13 protein-coding genes and 1 tRNA gene are annotated in these 14,977 nt (G+C 72.4%); 6 read left to right on the top strand and 8 right to left on the bottom strand.

Features of this window, described 5'->3' with window-relative positions; genetic code table 11:
• The first annotated feature begins 69 nt into the window (after positions 1–69).
• Positions 70–1,146 carry a phosphoribosylformylglycinamidine cyclo-ligase gene (gene purM / locus EDD39_RS05885; RefSeq protein ID WP_123553725.1) on the top strand — a complete coding sequence of 359 codons (1,077 nt, stop codon included), beginning with the start codon at positions 70–72 and terminating at the stop codon, positions 1,144–1,146.
• A gap of 143 nt (positions 1,147–1,289) precedes the next feature.
• Here the strand turns inward: purM and EDD39_RS05880 are convergent, their stop codons facing one another.
• Both EDD39_RS05880 and EDD39_RS05875 read right to left on the bottom strand, forming a co-directional pair.
• Entirely contained in the window at positions 1,290–1,532 is a 243-nt protein-coding gene (locus EDD39_RS05880; protein WP_030459251.1) for a DUF3073 domain-containing protein, read from the bottom strand.
• Positions 1,533–1,904: 372 nt separating this feature from the next.
• Positions 1,905–3,047 (bottom strand): Glu/Leu/Phe/Val dehydrogenase dimerization domain-containing protein, encoded by a 1,143-nt coding sequence (locus tag EDD39_RS05875; RefSeq protein WP_123553723.1) that lies wholly within the window; start codon positions 3,045–3,047, stop codon positions 1,905–1,907.
• A 170-nt stretch (positions 3,048–3,217) separates the two neighbouring features.
• Here EDD39_RS05875 and EDD39_RS05870 point away from each other — a divergent pair, with 170 nt between their 5' ends.
• Together EDD39_RS05870 and bldC are read left to right on the top strand one after the other, a co-directional pair.
• Positions 3,218–4,120, top strand: coding sequence for a DUF8083 family protein (locus EDD39_RS05870; protein WP_244256614.1), 903 nt, complete (start codon positions 3,218–3,220; stop codon positions 4,118–4,120).
• Between the two features lie 496 nt (positions 4,121–4,616).
• Positions 4,617–4,823 (top strand): developmental transcriptional regulator BldC, encoded by a 207-nt coding sequence (gene bldC / locus EDD39_RS05865; protein ID WP_030459248.1) that lies wholly within the window; start codon positions 4,617–4,619, stop codon positions 4,821–4,823.
• Positions 4,824–5,176: 353 nt separating this feature from the next.
• On the opposite strand, the gene EDD39_RS05860 is transcribed toward bldC, so the two are convergent.
• Both EDD39_RS05860 and hrpA read right to left on the bottom strand, forming a co-directional pair.
• Positions 5,177–5,250, bottom strand: a tRNA-Asp gene (locus EDD39_RS05860).
• Between the two features lie 116 nt (positions 5,251–5,366).
• Positions 5,367–9,341 (bottom strand): ATP-dependent RNA helicase HrpA, encoded by a 3,975-nt coding sequence (gene hrpA / locus EDD39_RS05855; protein WP_123553718.1) that lies wholly within the window; start codon positions 9,339–9,341, stop codon positions 5,367–5,369.
• A gap of 221 nt (positions 9,342–9,562) precedes the next feature.
• Here hrpA and EDD39_RS05850 point away from each other — a divergent pair, with 221 nt between their 5' ends.
• The 3 genes from EDD39_RS05850 (at position 9,563) to EDD39_RS05835 (ending at position 11,747) form a co-directional block, all read left to right on the top strand.
• The gene (locus EDD39_RS05850) at positions 9,563–9,907 is read left to right on the top strand and encodes a hypothetical protein (RefSeq protein WP_051816754.1); all 345 of its coding nucleotides are present in this window, start codon (positions 9,563–9,565) and stop codon (positions 9,905–9,907) included.
• 109 nt (positions 9,908–10,016) lie between these two features.
• Entirely contained in the window at positions 10,017–11,153 is a 1,137-nt protein-coding gene (locus EDD39_RS39335; RefSeq protein WP_162869947.1) for an NlpC/P60 family protein, read from the top strand.
• A gap of 156 nt (positions 11,154–11,309) precedes the next feature.
• Positions 11,310–11,747, top strand: coding sequence for a PGPGW domain-containing protein (locus tag EDD39_RS05835; RefSeq protein ID WP_123553714.1), 438 nt, complete (start codon positions 11,310–11,312; stop codon positions 11,745–11,747).
• Between the two features lie 69 nt (positions 11,748–11,816).
• On the opposite strand, the gene EDD39_RS05830 is transcribed toward EDD39_RS05835, so the two are convergent.
• From EDD39_RS05830 to EDD39_RS05815, 4 genes are read right to left on the bottom strand one after another with little or no spacing between them, the layout of a single operon-like run.
• Positions 11,817–12,497 carry a DUF2236 domain-containing protein gene (locus EDD39_RS05830; RefSeq protein ID WP_123553712.1) on the bottom strand — a complete coding sequence of 227 codons (681 nt, stop codon included), beginning with the start codon at positions 12,495–12,497 and terminating at the stop codon, positions 11,817–11,819.
• The gene (locus EDD39_RS05825) at positions 12,494–13,726 is read right to left on the bottom strand and encodes an MAB_1171c family putative transporter (RefSeq protein WP_123553711.1); all 1,233 of its coding nucleotides are present in this window, start codon (positions 13,724–13,726) and stop codon (positions 12,494–12,496) included. Before EDD39_RS05825 ends, EDD39_RS05830 begins: the two co-directional genes overlap by 4 nt.
• The gene (locus EDD39_RS05820) at positions 13,719–14,294 is read right to left on the bottom strand and encodes a hypothetical protein (RefSeq protein ID WP_123553709.1); all 576 of its coding nucleotides are present in this window, start codon (positions 14,292–14,294) and stop codon (positions 13,719–13,721) included. The genes EDD39_RS05825 and EDD39_RS05820 overlap by 8 nt, the downstream gene beginning before the upstream one ends.
• On the bottom strand, positions 14,291–14,728 hold the full coding sequence (locus tag EDD39_RS05815) for a helix-turn-helix domain-containing protein (RefSeq protein ID WP_063759586.1): 438 nt from the start codon (positions 14,726–14,728) through the stop codon (positions 14,291–14,293). The genes EDD39_RS05820 and EDD39_RS05815 overlap by 4 nt, the downstream gene beginning before the upstream one ends.
• Between the last annotated feature and the right edge of the window lie 249 nt (positions 14,729–14,977).

Genomic DNA, 14,977 nt, shown 5'->3' with positions numbered 1-14,977 from the left:
GGGCCGGGGGCACCCCGTCCCGGCCCCGGCCGGGGAGGCAGCACCACCACTTCGAAAGGGCCACCGCAAGTGACCAGCAACGAGACCGGGGCGACCTACGCCGCCGCGGGTGTCGACATCGAGGCCGGCGACCGTGCCGTCGAGCTGATGAAGCAGTGGGTGAAGAAGAGCAACCGGCCCGAGGTGGTCGGCGGGCTCGGCGGCTTCGCCGGACTGTTCGACGCCTCCGCCTTCAAGCGCTACGAGCGCCCGCTGCTGGCCACCGCCACCGACGGCGTCGGCACCAAGGTCGCCATCGCCCAGGCCATGGACAAGCACGACACCATCGGCCACGACCTGGTCGCCATGGTCGTCGACGACCTGGTGGTGTGCGGCGCCGAGCCGCTGTTCATGACCGACTACATCTGCGTCGGCAAGGTCGTCCCGGAGCGGGTCGCCGCGATCGTCAAGGGCATCGCCGAGGGCTGCACGCTGGCCGGCTGCGCGCTGGTCGGCGGCGAGACCGCCGAGCACCCGGGCCTGCTCGGCCCGGACGACTACGACGTCGCGGGCGCCGGCACCGGCGTGGTCGAGGCGGACGCGCTGCTCGGCCCGGACCGGGTCCGGGCGGGCGACGTGGTGATCGCCATGGCCGCCTCCGGCCTGCACTCCAACGGCTACTCGCTGGTCCGGCACGTGCTGCTGAACCAGGCCGGCTGGTCGCTGGACCGCCGGGTCGAGGAGTTCGGCCGCACCCTCGGCGAGGAGCTGCTGGAGCCCACGAAGATCTACTCGCTGGACTGCCTGGCGCTGGCCCGGGCCACCGAGGTCCACGCCTTCTCGCACGTCACCGGCGGCGGCCTGGCCGCCAACCTGGCCCGGGTCATCCCGGACGGCCTGCACGCCCGCCTGGACCGCGGCACCTGGTCGCCGCTGCCGGTGTTCCGCACCGTCGCCAAGGTCGGCGCGATGCAGACCCTGGAGATCGAGAAGACCCTCAACATGGGCGTCGGCATGGTCGCCGTCGTCCCGCCGGAGTCGGTCGACACCGTGCTCGCCGTCCTGGAGGACCGCGACGTGGAGGCCTGGCTGCTCGGCGACGTGGTCGAGCGGACCGACGAGCACGACGGCGGCGCCGCGCTGTACAACGCCTACGAGGCGTTCTGATCCGAGGCACGCCGAGGGGCCCCGCCGCACCGCGGTGGGGCCCTCCGTGTTCCCGCCCGCCCTCCGGGTCCGGACGCCACGCGGACGCCGAAAACCGGCCCGGCGCTCACGGGGAGCGCTCGGACCGGCCGGGTCGGAGTGCGTTACGCGCGGCGACGAGCCGGAGGGGTGTCCTCGTCCTCGTCGTCGTCATCGTTGTACCTGTCCGCGTACGCCGCGTAAGGGTCGTCCTCTTCGTCGTCGTCCTCGATCGGCTCAGGCTCGATCGCGGTGGACGGAGATACACCCAGCTCGTGAGACAGACGGTTTGCGTCGAACCCGCCGCTGTTGTACTTCAGCTCGCGGGCGACCTTCGTCTGCTTGGCCTTGGCCCGGCCGCGCCCCATGGGTCGACCCCCTCAACGGTGGGGCTCACGGCCCCGAGTCTGACACGTGTTGATGATCAGGTCCGGCCTGCCCGAAGTGGGAAACCGTCCCTTGGAGCATTAACGGTACCTGTTTCCGCCGCCGGACGGTACGTCGCCGGTGTGACGTGGCGCGCACCCGAACCCCCCCGAACCAGGTCCGCCCAGGTCAGAGGGGAATTCCGGAGCTTTCGCAGGCTGTCCGGCCCAGGGCCGGTCCCGTCGTTCCTACGGAGATTATCCCCCGAAGGGGGCGCGGTATCGCCCGATCGGGGGACGGACTGAGAATCCGGTTCCACATCGTGATGCGCGGGGCCGGGCGGTGCCGGCCCCGCGCACCACGGACGGACCCGGTCAGCTCCGGCGGGCCGCCGGGAGGAGCACCGAGCGCAACGCGCTGATCTCCCGCATCCGCTTCTCGGCGAGCCGGTCGGCGGCCACCGCGGGCGGGATCCCGTCGGCGGCGGCCCGGGTGAAGATCTCCAGGGTGGTGTCGAAGATCTTCGTGGCCTTGTTCTTGGCCCGGTCGAAGTTGAAGCCCTCGATCTCGTCGGCGACCTGGATCACGCCGCCGGAGTTCACCAGGTAGTCGGGCGCGTACAGGATGCCGCGGTCCGCGAGGTCCTTCTCGACGCCCGGGTGGGCCAGCTGGTTGTTGGCCGCGCCGCAGACCACCGCGGTGCCGGCCGCGCCGAGCACGGCGACGGTGTCGTCGGTGAGCGCGCCGCCGAGCGCGCACGGGGCGTAGACGTCCAGCGCGGAGGAGAGCAGGGCGGCGGTGTCGGCCACCACCTCGACCTCCGGGTGGGCGGCCCGGACCCGGTTCACGGCGGCCTCGGAGACGTCCGTGACGACCACGGTGGCGCCGTCCGCGACCAGGTGGCCGACCAGGTAGTGGCCGACCTTGCCGACGCCCGAGACGCCGACCCGCCGGCCGCGCAGGGTGGGCTGGCCCCAGCGGGCCCGGGCGGAGGCGCGCATGCCCTGGAAGACGCCGAAGGCGGTCAGGATGGAGGAGTCGCCGGCGCCGCCGTGCTCGGGCGAGCGGCCGGTGACGTGGGAGGTCTCGCGGGCCACCACGTCCATGTCCTGCACGTAGGTGCCGACGTCGCAGGCGGTGATGTAGCGGCCGCGCAGGGACTCCACGAAGCGCCCGTAGGCGCGCAGCATCGCCTCGTTCTTGTCCTTGTCCGGGTCGCCGATGATCACGGCCTTGCCGCCGCCGAGGTCGAGCCCGGCGAGGGCGTTCTTGTAGCTCATCCCGCGGGAGAGGTTCAGCGCGTCCTGCAGCGCCTCCTCCTCCGTCCCGTACGGGAAGAAGCGGGTGCCGCCCAGGGCCGGGCCGAGGGCGGTGGAGTGGACGGCGATGATCGCCTTGAGGCCGGAGGTGCGGTCGTGGCAGAGCACGACCTGCTCGTGGCCCTCGCCGTCCTGGCCGGTGCCGAAGATCCGGCTCAGCACGCCTGGTGCGGGGTGCGTGGTGTGTACGTCGGTCACGGTGGTGACTCCAGTAAGGATGGCCCGCGGCGGTGGTGCGGGCGTCTGATCGAAGCCTAGCCCCGGGAACGCCTTCGAATCTGCCCCCCGGAGGCCCCCGGCGCATGACGACCGAAGCCTTTCGCCCGACGGCCTGACGCTTTCGGGGGGCGCGTGCGACGATGCGGAGCGTGACCGTCTGGCGCACGACCGTGCTTCCTCCGTACACCGCGCAGCTGCGGGTCTACGAGCCGCTGGCCGCCTTCCCCGAGCCCGACCGCGCCCGCTGGCAGGCGTACGCCGCCGAGCACGGGCCGGACGCCGAGGGGCCCTCCCGGCCGGTGACCGCGGCGGCGCTGGCCGAGCAGCGGGCCGCGCTGGCCGCGCTGGCGGGCCTGACGCCCCGTCCGCTGCCGGAGCAGGAGGACGGGCGGGCGTTCGTGCGGGCGTTGGACGGGGTGGTCTACGTCTGCCCCTGGACGACCCGGCTGCGGGGCTGGCTGGCGCTCCAGGAGCTCCAGCGGACGCTGCCCGCGCACCTGGTGGACACCGCGCTGCCGCCGGCCCTGCGGGCGGCCGCGGAGGCGGACCGGGCGCAGTGGCAGCAGGCGCACCCCGACGCCCGGCCGTGGATCGCCTCCAGCCGCTGGGAGGTGCCGCTGCGCTGGTTCCTGCCGTTCGGCGAGGAGGACCGCCGGCACGTGCCGGCCGGCGAGTACGGCTCGTCGGGGGAGGGCGAGCGGCCGGAGCCGGCCGCGCTGTTCTACCTGACGCCGATGGTGCAGGCCCGCCGCCGGGTGGCCCGGGCCTACCGGGTGCTGCGGGAGCGGGCGCCGGGCGGGCCGCTGGTGGACGGCGCGGAGGAGGTCGGGCGCTGGCTGGAGGAGTTCCACCCGCGTTCGCTGGTGGAGCTGGACTACGGCGGCCTGGTCCGGCTGCTGGGCCCGCGCGCGCTGGCCGAGGAGCGCTCGGTGGGCGAACTGGCGGACGGACTGGGCTCCCTGCGGGCCGGGGACACCACGGCGGCGCTGCGGGCCTACGAGGTGCTCACGGCGCGCTGGCGGCGGGTGCTGGCGCTGCGGCAGGCGTCCTGACCGGGCGGGGCTTCGACCGGGGCGGGGGCGGGCATCGTCCGACGGGGCGTCAGAAAATTGCCACTGGCCGAATGCCGGTGTCGAGGGGGAGGATGGTCCATACCATTGCCGTGGTTTCCGGGACCATGGTCCCGGATCGGGTCAATCCCCATGGAACGTGATACTACTCACCGTTGACGCGAACTCAGACCTATATGCCAAAATGGGACAACCAGCCCAAGCTCACTCAGGCGTGCCGCACCGTGACCGGACGTCACCGCTGCGCGACTGTCCGCTATGGGGTGGTCCGGGGCCTTCCGTCGCTCTTGAACCCGTGAGGGGTCAATTTTGACGGTTTGGCCGATGGGGCTGGACGGATGGTGTAGTTGTAGACACCAGGACAAGCCGTTCGTCCTATAACCGACTCGGCCCGTCCGTGCCATTTCGGGCATCACGGGTCAAGGTGCAGAATTTGAAGGATAGAACCGCCTGGTTCGGTTCTCCGAGGAGGCCGCTCATGACCGCTCGTACCCCTGACGCCGAGCCCCTGCTGACGCCGGCAGAGGTCGCCACGATGTTCCGTGTGGACCCGAAGACCGTGACCCGCTGGGCCAAGGCAGGCAAGCTCACGTCGATCCGGACTCTCGGCGGCCACCGCCGCTACCGCGAGGCGGAGGTGCGTGCCCTGCTGGCCGGTATTCCGGCCCAGCGCACCGAGGTCTGATCCCCCGTTTCTCGACTGGGCAGCCCCCCGACTCCGCCGGGCCGGGGCGCCGCCGACAGCCTTGAGGGCCGCTCCCTCCGACTCCGCCGGGTCGGAAGGGCGGCCCTCCGGCATGTCCGGAAGTGCGCCGGAGGGCGGAACGGGTGATTCCCTTTGGGGCGACTGAGGGAGGGGGGCATTACCGGGAATGGCAGTACAATTTTACATATTAAATCAGGGTGCTTTGCGGAGATGTCCCGGAAGTCGCATCTCGAAAGGCGTTCAGTGACGGTGATCACAGCGGCGTTATCTTGTGGCCCGCCCGGAAACGCGATAAGGCCCGGAACCTTACGGTTCCGGGCCTCACGCTACTGCGATCCCGACGGGACTTGAACCCGCGACCTCCACCTTGACAGGGTGGCGAGCTAACCAACTGCTCCACGGGACCAGTGTTCTGATCCTTGCCCGCCTGCTCTCGCCTGCGAACAAGACAGACTGTACTGCATGGCGACCCCCCAGGTCGAACCGGCTCCGGAGGCCCCCGGAGCCGGCTCCCGGCCCGGCTCAGAGGGCCGCCGCGGCGGCCTCCATCGCCTTCAGGATCCGCTTCTCCGACACCGGGCTCGGCGTCCCCAGGCCCTGGGCGAAGAAGCTCACCCGCAGCTCCTCGATCATCCAGCGGACCGCCCGCACCTCCGGCGACGGCTCCCGGCCCGCCGGCACCTTCGCCAGCAGCTCCCCGTACGCCTGCTGCACCGCCTGCACCTTCGCCAGGTGCTGCAGGTCGCGCTGCGGGTGGTTGGGCAGCGCCTCCAGGCGGCGGTCCACCGCCAGCAGGTAGCGCTTCAGGTCGCCCAGCCGCTGCCAGCCGGTCTCCGCCACGAAGCCCGGGTGCACCAGCGAGGCCAGGTGCAGCCGGACGTCGTTCACCGCGGACAGCAGCACCGGGCTGGAGACCGACTTCAGCCGGGTCGACGCCTTGTGGAAGGCGATCAGCGCCGTCGCCGTCTTCAGCGTGGTGTCCGCCGACAGCTCGTACAGGTCCGCCCGGACCTTGTCGTACAGCGCGCCGAACGCCTCCGCGTCCCAGACCACGCCGCCGTTCAGCGTCATCAGGCGGTCGGTCGCGGCCGCCACGATGTCCTCGAACAGGGCCGGGACCGAGCCGTGCGGGTTGTACGACAGGGCGAGCTTGGCCTGGTTGCCCAGCCGGCCCTGGATCGACTTGGCCGGGGAGTTGACCTGGAGCATCAGCAGGCGGCGGGTGCCCGCCCACATCGCCCGCTGCTGGGCCTCCGGGGTGTCGAACAGCTTGATGCCCACGCCGGTGCCCTCGTCCACCAGCGCCGGGTAGGCGCGCAGCGAGTGGCCCTTGGAGCGCTGCTCGAAGGTGCGCTGCAGGACCGGCAGGTCGGCCGGCCAGGCGGTCAGGCCGGTGCGCTCGATGCCGCGGCCGGACGCGGCGCTGGAGAGCGTCGCGGACAGCTTCGGCTGGAGCTTCAGGCGCAGCTCCTCCAGGTCCTTGGACTCGGCGAGCTTGCGCTTGCCGTCCACCACCCGGAAGGTCACCTTCAGGTGGTCCGGGATCCGCTCCTCGTCCCACGCCTCCGGCGGGATCGGCAGGCCCGACATCCGGTGCAGCACCCGCTCCAGCGTCGGCAGCAACGGCTCCTGGCGGTCCGTCAGCTCGCGCATCGCGGCCCGGGCGTAGTCCGGGGCCGGCACGAAGTTGCGGCGCACCGCCTTCGGCAGCGAGCGGATCCAGGCCGTCACCAGCTCGGCGCGCAGGCCCGGGATCTGCCAGTCGAAGCCCTCCGAGACCACCTGGTTGAGCACCGCCAGCGGGATGTGCACCGTCACGCCGTCCGCGTCGCTGCCCGGCTCGAACTGGTACGTCAGCGGGAAGCGCAGCTTGCCCTGCTGCCAGAAGTCCGGGTAGTCGGCCTCGGTGATCCCGTCCGCCGAGTCGTTGATCAGCATCGACTTCTCGAAGTTGAGCAGATCGGGCTGGTCGCGGCGGGTCTTCTTCCACCAGGAGTCGAAGTGCCGCCCGGAGACCACGTCCTCGGGCAGCCGGGCGTCGTAGAAGTCGAACAGGGTCTGGTCGTCCACCAGGATGTCCCGGCGGCGGGCCCGGTTCTCCAGCTCCTCGACCTCGTCGAGCAGCTTGCGGTTCTCCGCGAAGAACCTGTGGTGGGTCTCCCAGTCGCCCTCCACCAGCGCGGTGCGGATGAAAAGCTCCCGGCACAGCTCCGGGTCGATCCGGCCGTAGTTGACCTTGCGCTGGGCGACGATCGGCAGCCCGTACAGGGTGACCTTCTCGTACGCCAGCACCGCGCCGGCCTTCTTCTCCCAGTGCGGTTCGCTGTACGTGCGCTTGATCAGGTGCGCCGCCAGCGGCTCCACCCACTCCGGCTCGATCTTCGCGTTGATCCGCGCCCACAGCCGGGAGGTCTCCACCAGCTCGGCCGACATCACCCAGCGCGGCGGCTTCTTGAACAGGCCCGAACCCGGGAACACCGCGAACCGGGCGCCGCGGGCGCCCGCGTACTCGCGCTTCTCCACGTCGAACAGGCCCAGGTGGGAGAGCAGGCCGGACAGCAGCGCCTGGTGGATCCGGTCGGCGTCCGGCTCCGCGTCGTCCAGCGGCTCGTCGATGGTGACGCCCAGCTGCTTGGCGATGGTGCGCAGCTGGACGTAGACGTCCTGCCACTCCCGTATCCGCAGGTAGTTGAGGAACTCGGACTTGCACATCCGGCGGAACGCCGAGGAGGACAGCTCCTTCTGCTGCTCCCGCACGTAGCGCCAGATCGACAGGTAGGACAGGAAGTCGGAGGTCTCCGACTGGAAGCGGCGGTGCCGGTCGTCGGCGGCCTGGCGCTTCTCGGCGGGGCGCTCGCGCGGGTCCTGGATGGAGAGCGCGGCGGCGATCACCATCACGTCCCGGACGCAGCCGAGGCGGTCGGCCTCCAGCACCATCCGGGCCATCCGCGGGTCGACCGGGAGCTGGGCGAGCTTGCGGCCCAGCGGGGTCAGCCGCTTGCGGTGGTCCTTCTCGTCCGGGTCGAGGGCGCCCAGCTCGTGCAGCAGGTTGACGCCGTCCTTGATGTTCCGGGAGTCCGGCGGGTCGAGGAACGGGAAGGCCGCGATGTCGCCCAGGTTCGCGGCCGTCATCTGCAGGATCACCGAGGCCAGGTTGGTGCGCAGGATCTCGGCGTCGGTGAACTCGGGGCGGGAGAGGAAGTCCTCCTCCGAGTACAGCCGGATGCAGATGCCGTCCGAGGTACGGCCGCAGCGGCCCTTGCGCTGGTTGGCGCTGGCCTGCGAGACGGCCTCGATCGGGAGGCGCTGCACCTTGGTGCGGTGGCTGTAGCGGGAGATCCGGGCGGTGCCCGGGTCGATCACGTACTTGATGCCGGGGACGGTCAGCGAGGTCTCGGCGACGTTGGTGGCCAGCACCACCCGGCGGGAGTTGGACCGCTGGAAGACCCGGTGCTGCTCGGCCGAGGAGAGCCGGGCGTAGAGCGGGAGGACCTCGGTGGACCTCAGTCTCAGCTTGGTCAGCGCGTCCGCGGTGTCGCGGATCTCGCGCTCGCCGGAGAGGAACACCAGGATGTCGCCCGGCCCCTCGGCCTGGAGCTCCTCGACGGCGTCGCAGATGCCCTGGATCTGGTCCCGCTCGCGGTCCCGGTCGTTGCCGTCCTCGTCGTCGAGGTCCTCGTCCTCCACCAGGGGCCGGTAGCGGACCTCCACCGGGTAGGTGCGGCCGGAGACCTCGATGATCGGGGCGTCGTCGAAGTGCGCGGCGAACCGCTCCGGGTCGATGGTCGCGGAGGTGATGACCACCTTGAGGTCCGGGCGGCGGGGCAGCAGCTGCTTGAGGTAGCCGAGCAGGAAGTCGATGTTCAGGCTGCGCTCGTGCGCCTCGTCGATGATCAGGGTGTCGTACTGGCGCAGGTCCCGGTCGGTCTGGATCTCGGCCAGCAGGATGCCGTCCGTCATCAGCTTCACCAGGGTGTCCTGGCCGGCCTGGTCGGTGAACCGGACCTTCCAGCCGACCGCCTCGCCCAGCGGGGTGTCCAGCTCCTCGGCGACCCGCTCGGCCACCGTGCGGGCGGCGATCCGGCGCGGCTGGGTGTGACCGATCAGGCCCTGGACGCCGCGGCCCAGCTCCAGGCAGATCTTCGGGATCTGGGTGGTCTTGCCGGAGCCGGTCTCGCCCGCCACGATCACCACCTGGTGGTCGCGGACGGCGGCCAGGATCTCGTCCTTCTTCTGCGCGACCGGCAGCTCCTGCGGGTACCGGATCACCGGCACCGCGGCCCGGCGGGACGCCACCCGGGCCTCGGAGCGGTCGAAGTCGGACGCCAGCTCGGTCAGCACCTGCTGCCGGCCCTCGGCCGACCTGACCTTGCGGGTGCCCTCCAGGCGGCGGCCGAGCCGCTGCGCGTCGCGCAGCATCACACCGGGCAGCCGGGCGGCCAGCTCCGCGAACGTGGGGGCGGGCTGCGGGGCTACGGGAGAACTCACTGCGGGCATCCCTCTAGGTTGCATAAGGCTGGGGCCGGGGCGCACCTCGGTTTTATTTCGAGCCCCAGTGTCACAGGCGGGGCGGGCGGACGGCGAACAACCGCCGCGGCCCTTTCCGCCCCGTCCCCGGCGTCGGCGGTCGGTACCCGCCCGTTTCCCTCGGGGCCGGTACTGACTAGCCTGGGAGGAACAGCTTTTCGGGGAAATCACGGGGAAACAGGGGGACCGCCATGGATCTGTGGGGAGACGTCAAGCACCTCGCCGGTGACGTGGTCAAGGTCGGCGAGGACATCGTCATGGCGCCGGCCGAGATCGCGCACTGGGCGCTCGGCAAGATGTTCGGCGACGCCGACGCCGAACTGAACAAGATCGCCCAGGAGTTGGCCGAACTGGGCAAGCAGGTCGACGGCCTCGGCCGCGAGGTCAGCGCCGTGCTCGGCGGCCTGACCTGGCACGGCGCGGCCGCGGACGCCTTCATCGCGCACGCCCAGGGCCGCGTCCGGGAGCTGAACTCCGTCGCGGACGAGCTCGGCCAGCTCGGCGACTCGGTCAAGCAGCTCGCCAACGTCCTCTGACGATCTTCCGACGCGACCGGCCGGCGGTCACCGGCCGGCGCGACGACCGACCGCAGCACACCGGACCCGGCCCGTACGGGCCGGGCCGACCACAGGGGGAAACAGCACGATGGCGGGGAATCAGTTCGGCTTCCAGCCGGGTGAGCTGCAGAAGATCCAGCAGGATTTCGCGCAGATCAACCAGCGGATGGAGGAGATGTCGGGCCGGCTCGGCGAGATCAAGGCGACCGTCGCCAAGGCGGCCGCCACGGACGTGTTCTCGGGCTGGATCATGGGTGTCCTCGGGGCCGGCCAGATCCTGGCGGAGGTCGCCAAGGACGTCCAGAACATCAACGCCCGGGCCGAGGCACTGGCGAAGACCAAGGAGAAGCTCACCAAGGAGCTGGGTGAGGACGCGGCGAAGATCAAGCAGCTGATCGCCTCGTACGAGGAGGTCGAGCGGAAGATCGCCGAGGAGCTCAAGCGCCAGCACACCGAGCAGGAGAAGCCGAAGTCGCCGCAGACCGGGATCGACAGCGTCGACAAGGGCAAGAGCGGCGGGACCGGCGGGACCGGCGGCGGTGGCCACACCGGGACTGACGGCGGTGGCGGTGGCGGTGGCGGTCACACCGGTGGCGGTGGCGGCGGCGGTGGCCACGACACCAGCGGCAACGACGGCACCGGGATCGTCAGCGGCCCCGGCGGCAAGCACGACGGGCCGAAGATCAAGGACCGGTCGACCGGCGACTGGAAGACCAAGATCGTCAACGGCAGCGGCTGGGACTCCTGGTCCGACCACCGGCACCCGCGCAACGGCGAGGGCGTCGGCGTGAAGGCCCAGCCCAAGCTGGACGGGGTGTCCGACGAGCGCAAGGCCATGGTGGAACGGGCCATGGAGCGGGTCCAGCGCCGGCTCGGCTACAGCCAGGGCGCCGTCACCAACGGCTACCGGGTCGACTGCTCCGGCTTCCTCTCCGCGGCCTGGGGCCTGCCCGGCCCCGGCACCGTCACCGGCTCGCTGATCAGCGAGTCGGGCGGCATCGCCCACCACATCGCCCGCCAGGACCTCCAGCCGGGCGACGCGCTGGTGGTCCACCACACCCGCGGCGACATGGAGCAGCACGTGGTGCTGTTCGGCGGCTGGGCGGACGCGGCGCACACCCGGGCGATCATCCTGGAGGACTCCGGCAGCCAGGGCTGCATCTCGCACGAGGAGCCGATGTCCAAGCTGGCCGAGTACACCCCGATCCGCAAGAACGGGATGTAGCGCGGTCCGGCGCACCGTCGGGGCCGCTCCTCCCGGACCGCCGGGGGGAGCGGCCCCGACGCGTGTGCCGGTGGCCGGTGGGTCGACGGTCATCGGGCCGGTGCTCGGCGGCTCGGCGGCTCCGGGGAACGCCGGCCGTCCGGTTAGGGTGGATCGATGAGCGAGCAGCAGCGGCCGGGATTCGAAGCGGACCCGGCGACGGTCCATCCGGTGGCCCGGGTGCTCCTCGGGGTGGCCGGGGCCGGCCTGATCGTGGTGGGCGTGGTGCTGCTGGTGCTGCCCGGGCCCGGGATGCTGCTCCTGCTGGCCGGGATGGTGCTGGTCGCCCGCGCGGTGCCGGCCTTCGCCCGGTACGTGGAGCCGGTCCGGGTCAAGGCCATGCAGGGCGTCGAAGCGAGCGTCGCCTCGGGCTGGCGGATCGCGGGCTCGGTCCTGGCCGGTCTCGGGCTGATCGCCGCGGGCGTCGTGGCGGTGCTGGTCCCGTCCCTCCCGCTGGCCGGCTGGGCGACCGGGACCAGCCTGGTGCTGTCCGGCCTGATCCTGCTCGGCCTGCTGGCCTGGAGCCACCGCCGGGTGCACGGGCCGCGGAGCTGAAACCTTCCGGGGGCCGCCGGGCGGTCCGGCCGGCGGCTGGACGGGCGGTCCAGCCGGTGGGCGGGCGGTTCAGCGGGTGAGGTGGAAGGCGAGGCGGGCGGCGGCGCGCAGCGGGAGCGGCGGCCGGGGGAGGGCGAAGGCGGCGCGCAGCGGGGCGTCGAGCAGGGCCGCGGCGAAGGCGGGGGCGTGGCGGGCGAGGCGGCGGGGGAGACGGGCGGCGAAGAGCGGGGCGACGGTGTGCCAGAGGCGCCGGCCGGCCTCGCTGGGGGCGAACCTCGCGGTCTCGAACTCCCGCATCCAGGCGGCGGTCTCGGCCAGGCCGGGCCCGGGCAGCGGCGGGAGGTGCAGGGCCGCGGCGAGGTCGGAGGCGAAGGCGGCGGCCGCTTCGCGCTCGGCGGGGGTGCCGTGCGCGAACTCGACCGGGCAGACGGTGAAGCAGGCCAGCACGTAGCGCATCAGCTCGGCGTCCACGCCGGGGAGCCGGTGCACCGCGGCGAGTTCGGCGACGATCCGCTGCCCGTCCGGGCTGTCCACGCCGTGGCCGACCAGGGCGAACATCATGGCGCCGGTGGCCTTCGCGCGGGCCTTCGGGGCGGACGCCAACCTGCCGGTGCGGTCCAGGACTTCGGCGATCTCGGGGACGGCGAAGGTGCGCACGAAGCCGAGCGTCAGGCCGACCCGGGCGCGTTGCGGGCGCCGGTGCAGGACGAGGGCGGCGAACGCGTCCCGGGCCGGCGCGGGGGTGCTCACGCGCGGGGCTCCAGGGCGCGGTCCAGCAGCGGGGAGCGCAGGTAGGAGGCGACCAGGACGAGGTGGGCGCGTTCCTCGGCGGGCGCGGTGTCCAGGCCGGGCAGGGCGGGCTGCTCCTCGCGGGGGCGGGGGACGGTCCCGGCGGCGAGGGCGGTGACGGCGGAGCGCATCGCGGCGGCGACCACCAGGGCGTCGCGGTGGCTGGGGGCGAGCGAGGCGCGGCCGGCCAGGCGCTGCGCGGCGTGGACGGCGGCGGGGTCGACGAACGGACGGAGCGTCAGTTGGCCGTCCCGGATCTCCAGGCCGCGCCGGGTGGTGCGCCATTCGAGGTCGCGCAGAGCGAGTCGTTCGCGCCAGGCGGGGGAGGGCGGGCCCTCCAGGGCGAGGCGGCGGTCGGCCCGGTAGACCAGGTCCCAGAGCGGGCGCAGGGCGCGGAAGTCGCGGCGGCGCACGGCCCAGGCGGCGCCGGCCGGGCCGGCGAAGCCGCAGGTGATGCCGATCGCGCCGAGCGCGGCGAAGGCCGGGCCGAGCGCGGTGCTGAGCCACTCGGTGCCTTCGACCCCGGCGTGGGCGAGGGCGATCGCGGCGATCTTGCACAGCACGTAGCCGCAGGCGGTGAGCGCGCCGAGGGCGATCAGCCGGATGCCGCGGCGCAGCCAGCCCTCGGGCAGCCGGGCGGCGTGGCCGAGGCAGACCCGGCCGATGTCGATCAGCGCGTAGGCGAACAGGCCCTGGTAGAGCGCCAGGAACAGGGCGGTGGCGGTGCGCGGCGCGAAGGTGGTGTCGAAGGTCAGCGGGGTCTCGGGCCGGTACGGGCCGCCGGCCAGGAACAGCACGGCCAGGACCGGGACGAGGGCGGCGAACACCGCGGTGCGGCGGCGCACCCGCTGCCGCAGCCGGTCGTCCAGCGGTGCCCACATCAGGGCGCCGGCGCGTTCCTCGGGCGGGGTCCAGACCAGGGCGAGGACCACGGCGGCGGCGGAGAAGCCGACGATGCCGAGGTAGACGAACAGGGTGGCCAGGTTGCCGACGCCGGTGAGGTGCCCGATGCTCCGGTACAGCAGCGGGGAGGCCAGCAGGAAGGCGGTGGCCGGGGAGGCGATCGCCAGGGCGACCACCAGCAGGCCGAAGGACGGGTCGCGCCGCCAGGCCCGCAGCTTCAGGGCGGCGACCAGCCAGGCAGCGCTGCCGATACCCAAGTAGACCAGGTTGTACGGCAGTTCAGACATGCTGTCCTTTGCGGTGCTCCAGCGCGGGGGCGAGCTGCGAGGTGGTGCCGGCGCCGGGTGCGAGCACCAGGATGCGCATCAGCTCGGCGCCGAGCACCTCGGCCTCCTCCTCGGCGGCGTCGTCGTAGTGCGAGCGGCCGAGCACCAGCCGGAGCATCTCCGGGTCGATGGTGGGCAGTTCGACCCGGGCGGTGTCCGGGTCGAGCAGCGCGGGCTCGGTCAGGTGGCCGCACAGCAGGTGGGCCAGTTCGTGGCAGACGATGTGCGCCCGGTGCAGCCCGGAGGTCTCCTGCTCGACGTGGACGACGTCCTCGGCGGGCAGGCGCTCGACGAAGCCGGAGGGCTCGCCGACCCGCATCCGGCGCGGAGCGATCCGGATCGGCCGGTCCAGGTGCGCGGAGACCGCCTCGCACAGCTCCTCGACGGTGCTCAGCGGCGGCAGGCGCAGGTCGCGCGCGACCGCCCGCATCCGGCGGCGGGTCCGGCCCAGTCCGCTTCCCACACCCCGCACGTCGACCCCTTCCGGCAGCCGCCAGTGTCCCAGCGGCACCTGCTGGCGCTCCGTCACGTCTCCGGGCCGGCCTCGTCCGGCTGCCCGTCGTTCAGGCCCACGGCCCGCCGCAACTGCTCCACAATAGTGAGTGCGGCGTCCTGCATCTCCGGCGGCAGCCCGGCCGCCCGCATGGCGATCCGCTCGACCCGGGCGTCCCGCAGCGCCTCGATCTTGCGCAGGTCCTGCTCCACCGCGCGGGCGGTCTCCGAATCGGAGAAGTAGTCGAGCGGGACGCCGAAGAACTTGGCGATCCGGACGGCGTTCTCCAGGCTCGGCTTCTGGGTGCCCTTGCGCAGGTTGCCGATGTACGTTCCGCTCAGCCCGGTGCCTTCGGCGATCTCGCTGTCCCGCCAGGGGCGGCCGAGGTCCTTGGGGTAGATCACCGCTATCAGGCGCCGGAAGCGGCTGGCGAAGTCCGGGGCTTCGGCGCGGGGGGTTTCCTGGGGCATGTGCCGGATCATAGAGGCTCCTTACCCCCGGGCGTATCCCTCGACGGTCCTGTTCTGCACGATCGTTGGGGGATTCGTGCCCAAAACGTGGTGGTCGGTCGCCCGACGGTCGGGACCTTCGTTGAAAAATCCACGATAGTTGACACACCGTGGACCAGGTCGGCAGGATCGGCATCCGGATGCTCGGGCGCCGTTGCCCCACGGGGGTGGGCAGCGGCGCTCGGTTGTTCGCGCCCGTTCGCGCGCCCA

It is taken from the genome of Kitasatospora cineracea, from assembly GCF_003751605.1.
Lineage (GTDB): Bacteria > Actinomycetota > Actinomycetes > Streptomycetales > Streptomycetaceae > Kitasatospora > Kitasatospora cineracea.
This window is presented reverse-complemented; position numbering and strand designations above follow the sequence as displayed.

What these genes read in the sequence shown, in the direction of transcription:
- EDD39_RS05880 (WP_030459251.1), bottom strand. Translation starts at nt 1,532, where the DNA reads ATGGGGCGCGGCCGGGCCAAGGCCAAGCAGACGAAGGTCGCCCGCGAG.
- EDD39_RS39335 (WP_162869947.1), top strand. Translation starts at nt 10,017, where the DNA reads ATGGCGGGGAATCAGTTCGGCTTCCAGCCGGGTGAGCTGCAGAAGATC.
- EDD39_RS05850 (WP_051816754.1), top strand. Translation starts at nt 9,563, where the DNA reads ATGGATCTGTGGGGAGACGTCAAGCACCTCGCCGGTGACGTGGTCAAG.
- EDD39_RS05835 (WP_123553714.1), top strand. Translation starts at nt 11,310, where the DNA reads ATGAGCGAGCAGCAGCGGCCGGGATTCGAAGCGGACCCGGCGACGGTC.
- EDD39_RS05815 (WP_063759586.1), bottom strand. Translation starts at nt 14,728, where the DNA reads ATGCCCCAGGAAACCCCCCGCGCCGAAGCCCCGGACTTCGCCAGCCGC.
- bldC (WP_030459248.1), top strand. Translation starts at nt 4,617, where the DNA reads ATGACCGCTCGTACCCCTGACGCCGAGCCCCTGCTGACGCCGGCAGAG.
- hrpA (WP_123553718.1), bottom strand. Translation starts at nt 9,341, where the DNA reads ATGCCCGCAGTGAGTTCTCCCGTAGCCCCGCAGCCCGCCCCCACGTTC.
- EDD39_RS05825 (WP_123553711.1), bottom strand. Translation starts at nt 13,726, where the DNA reads ATGTCTGAACTGCCGTACAACCTGGTCTACTTGGGTATCGGCAGCGCT.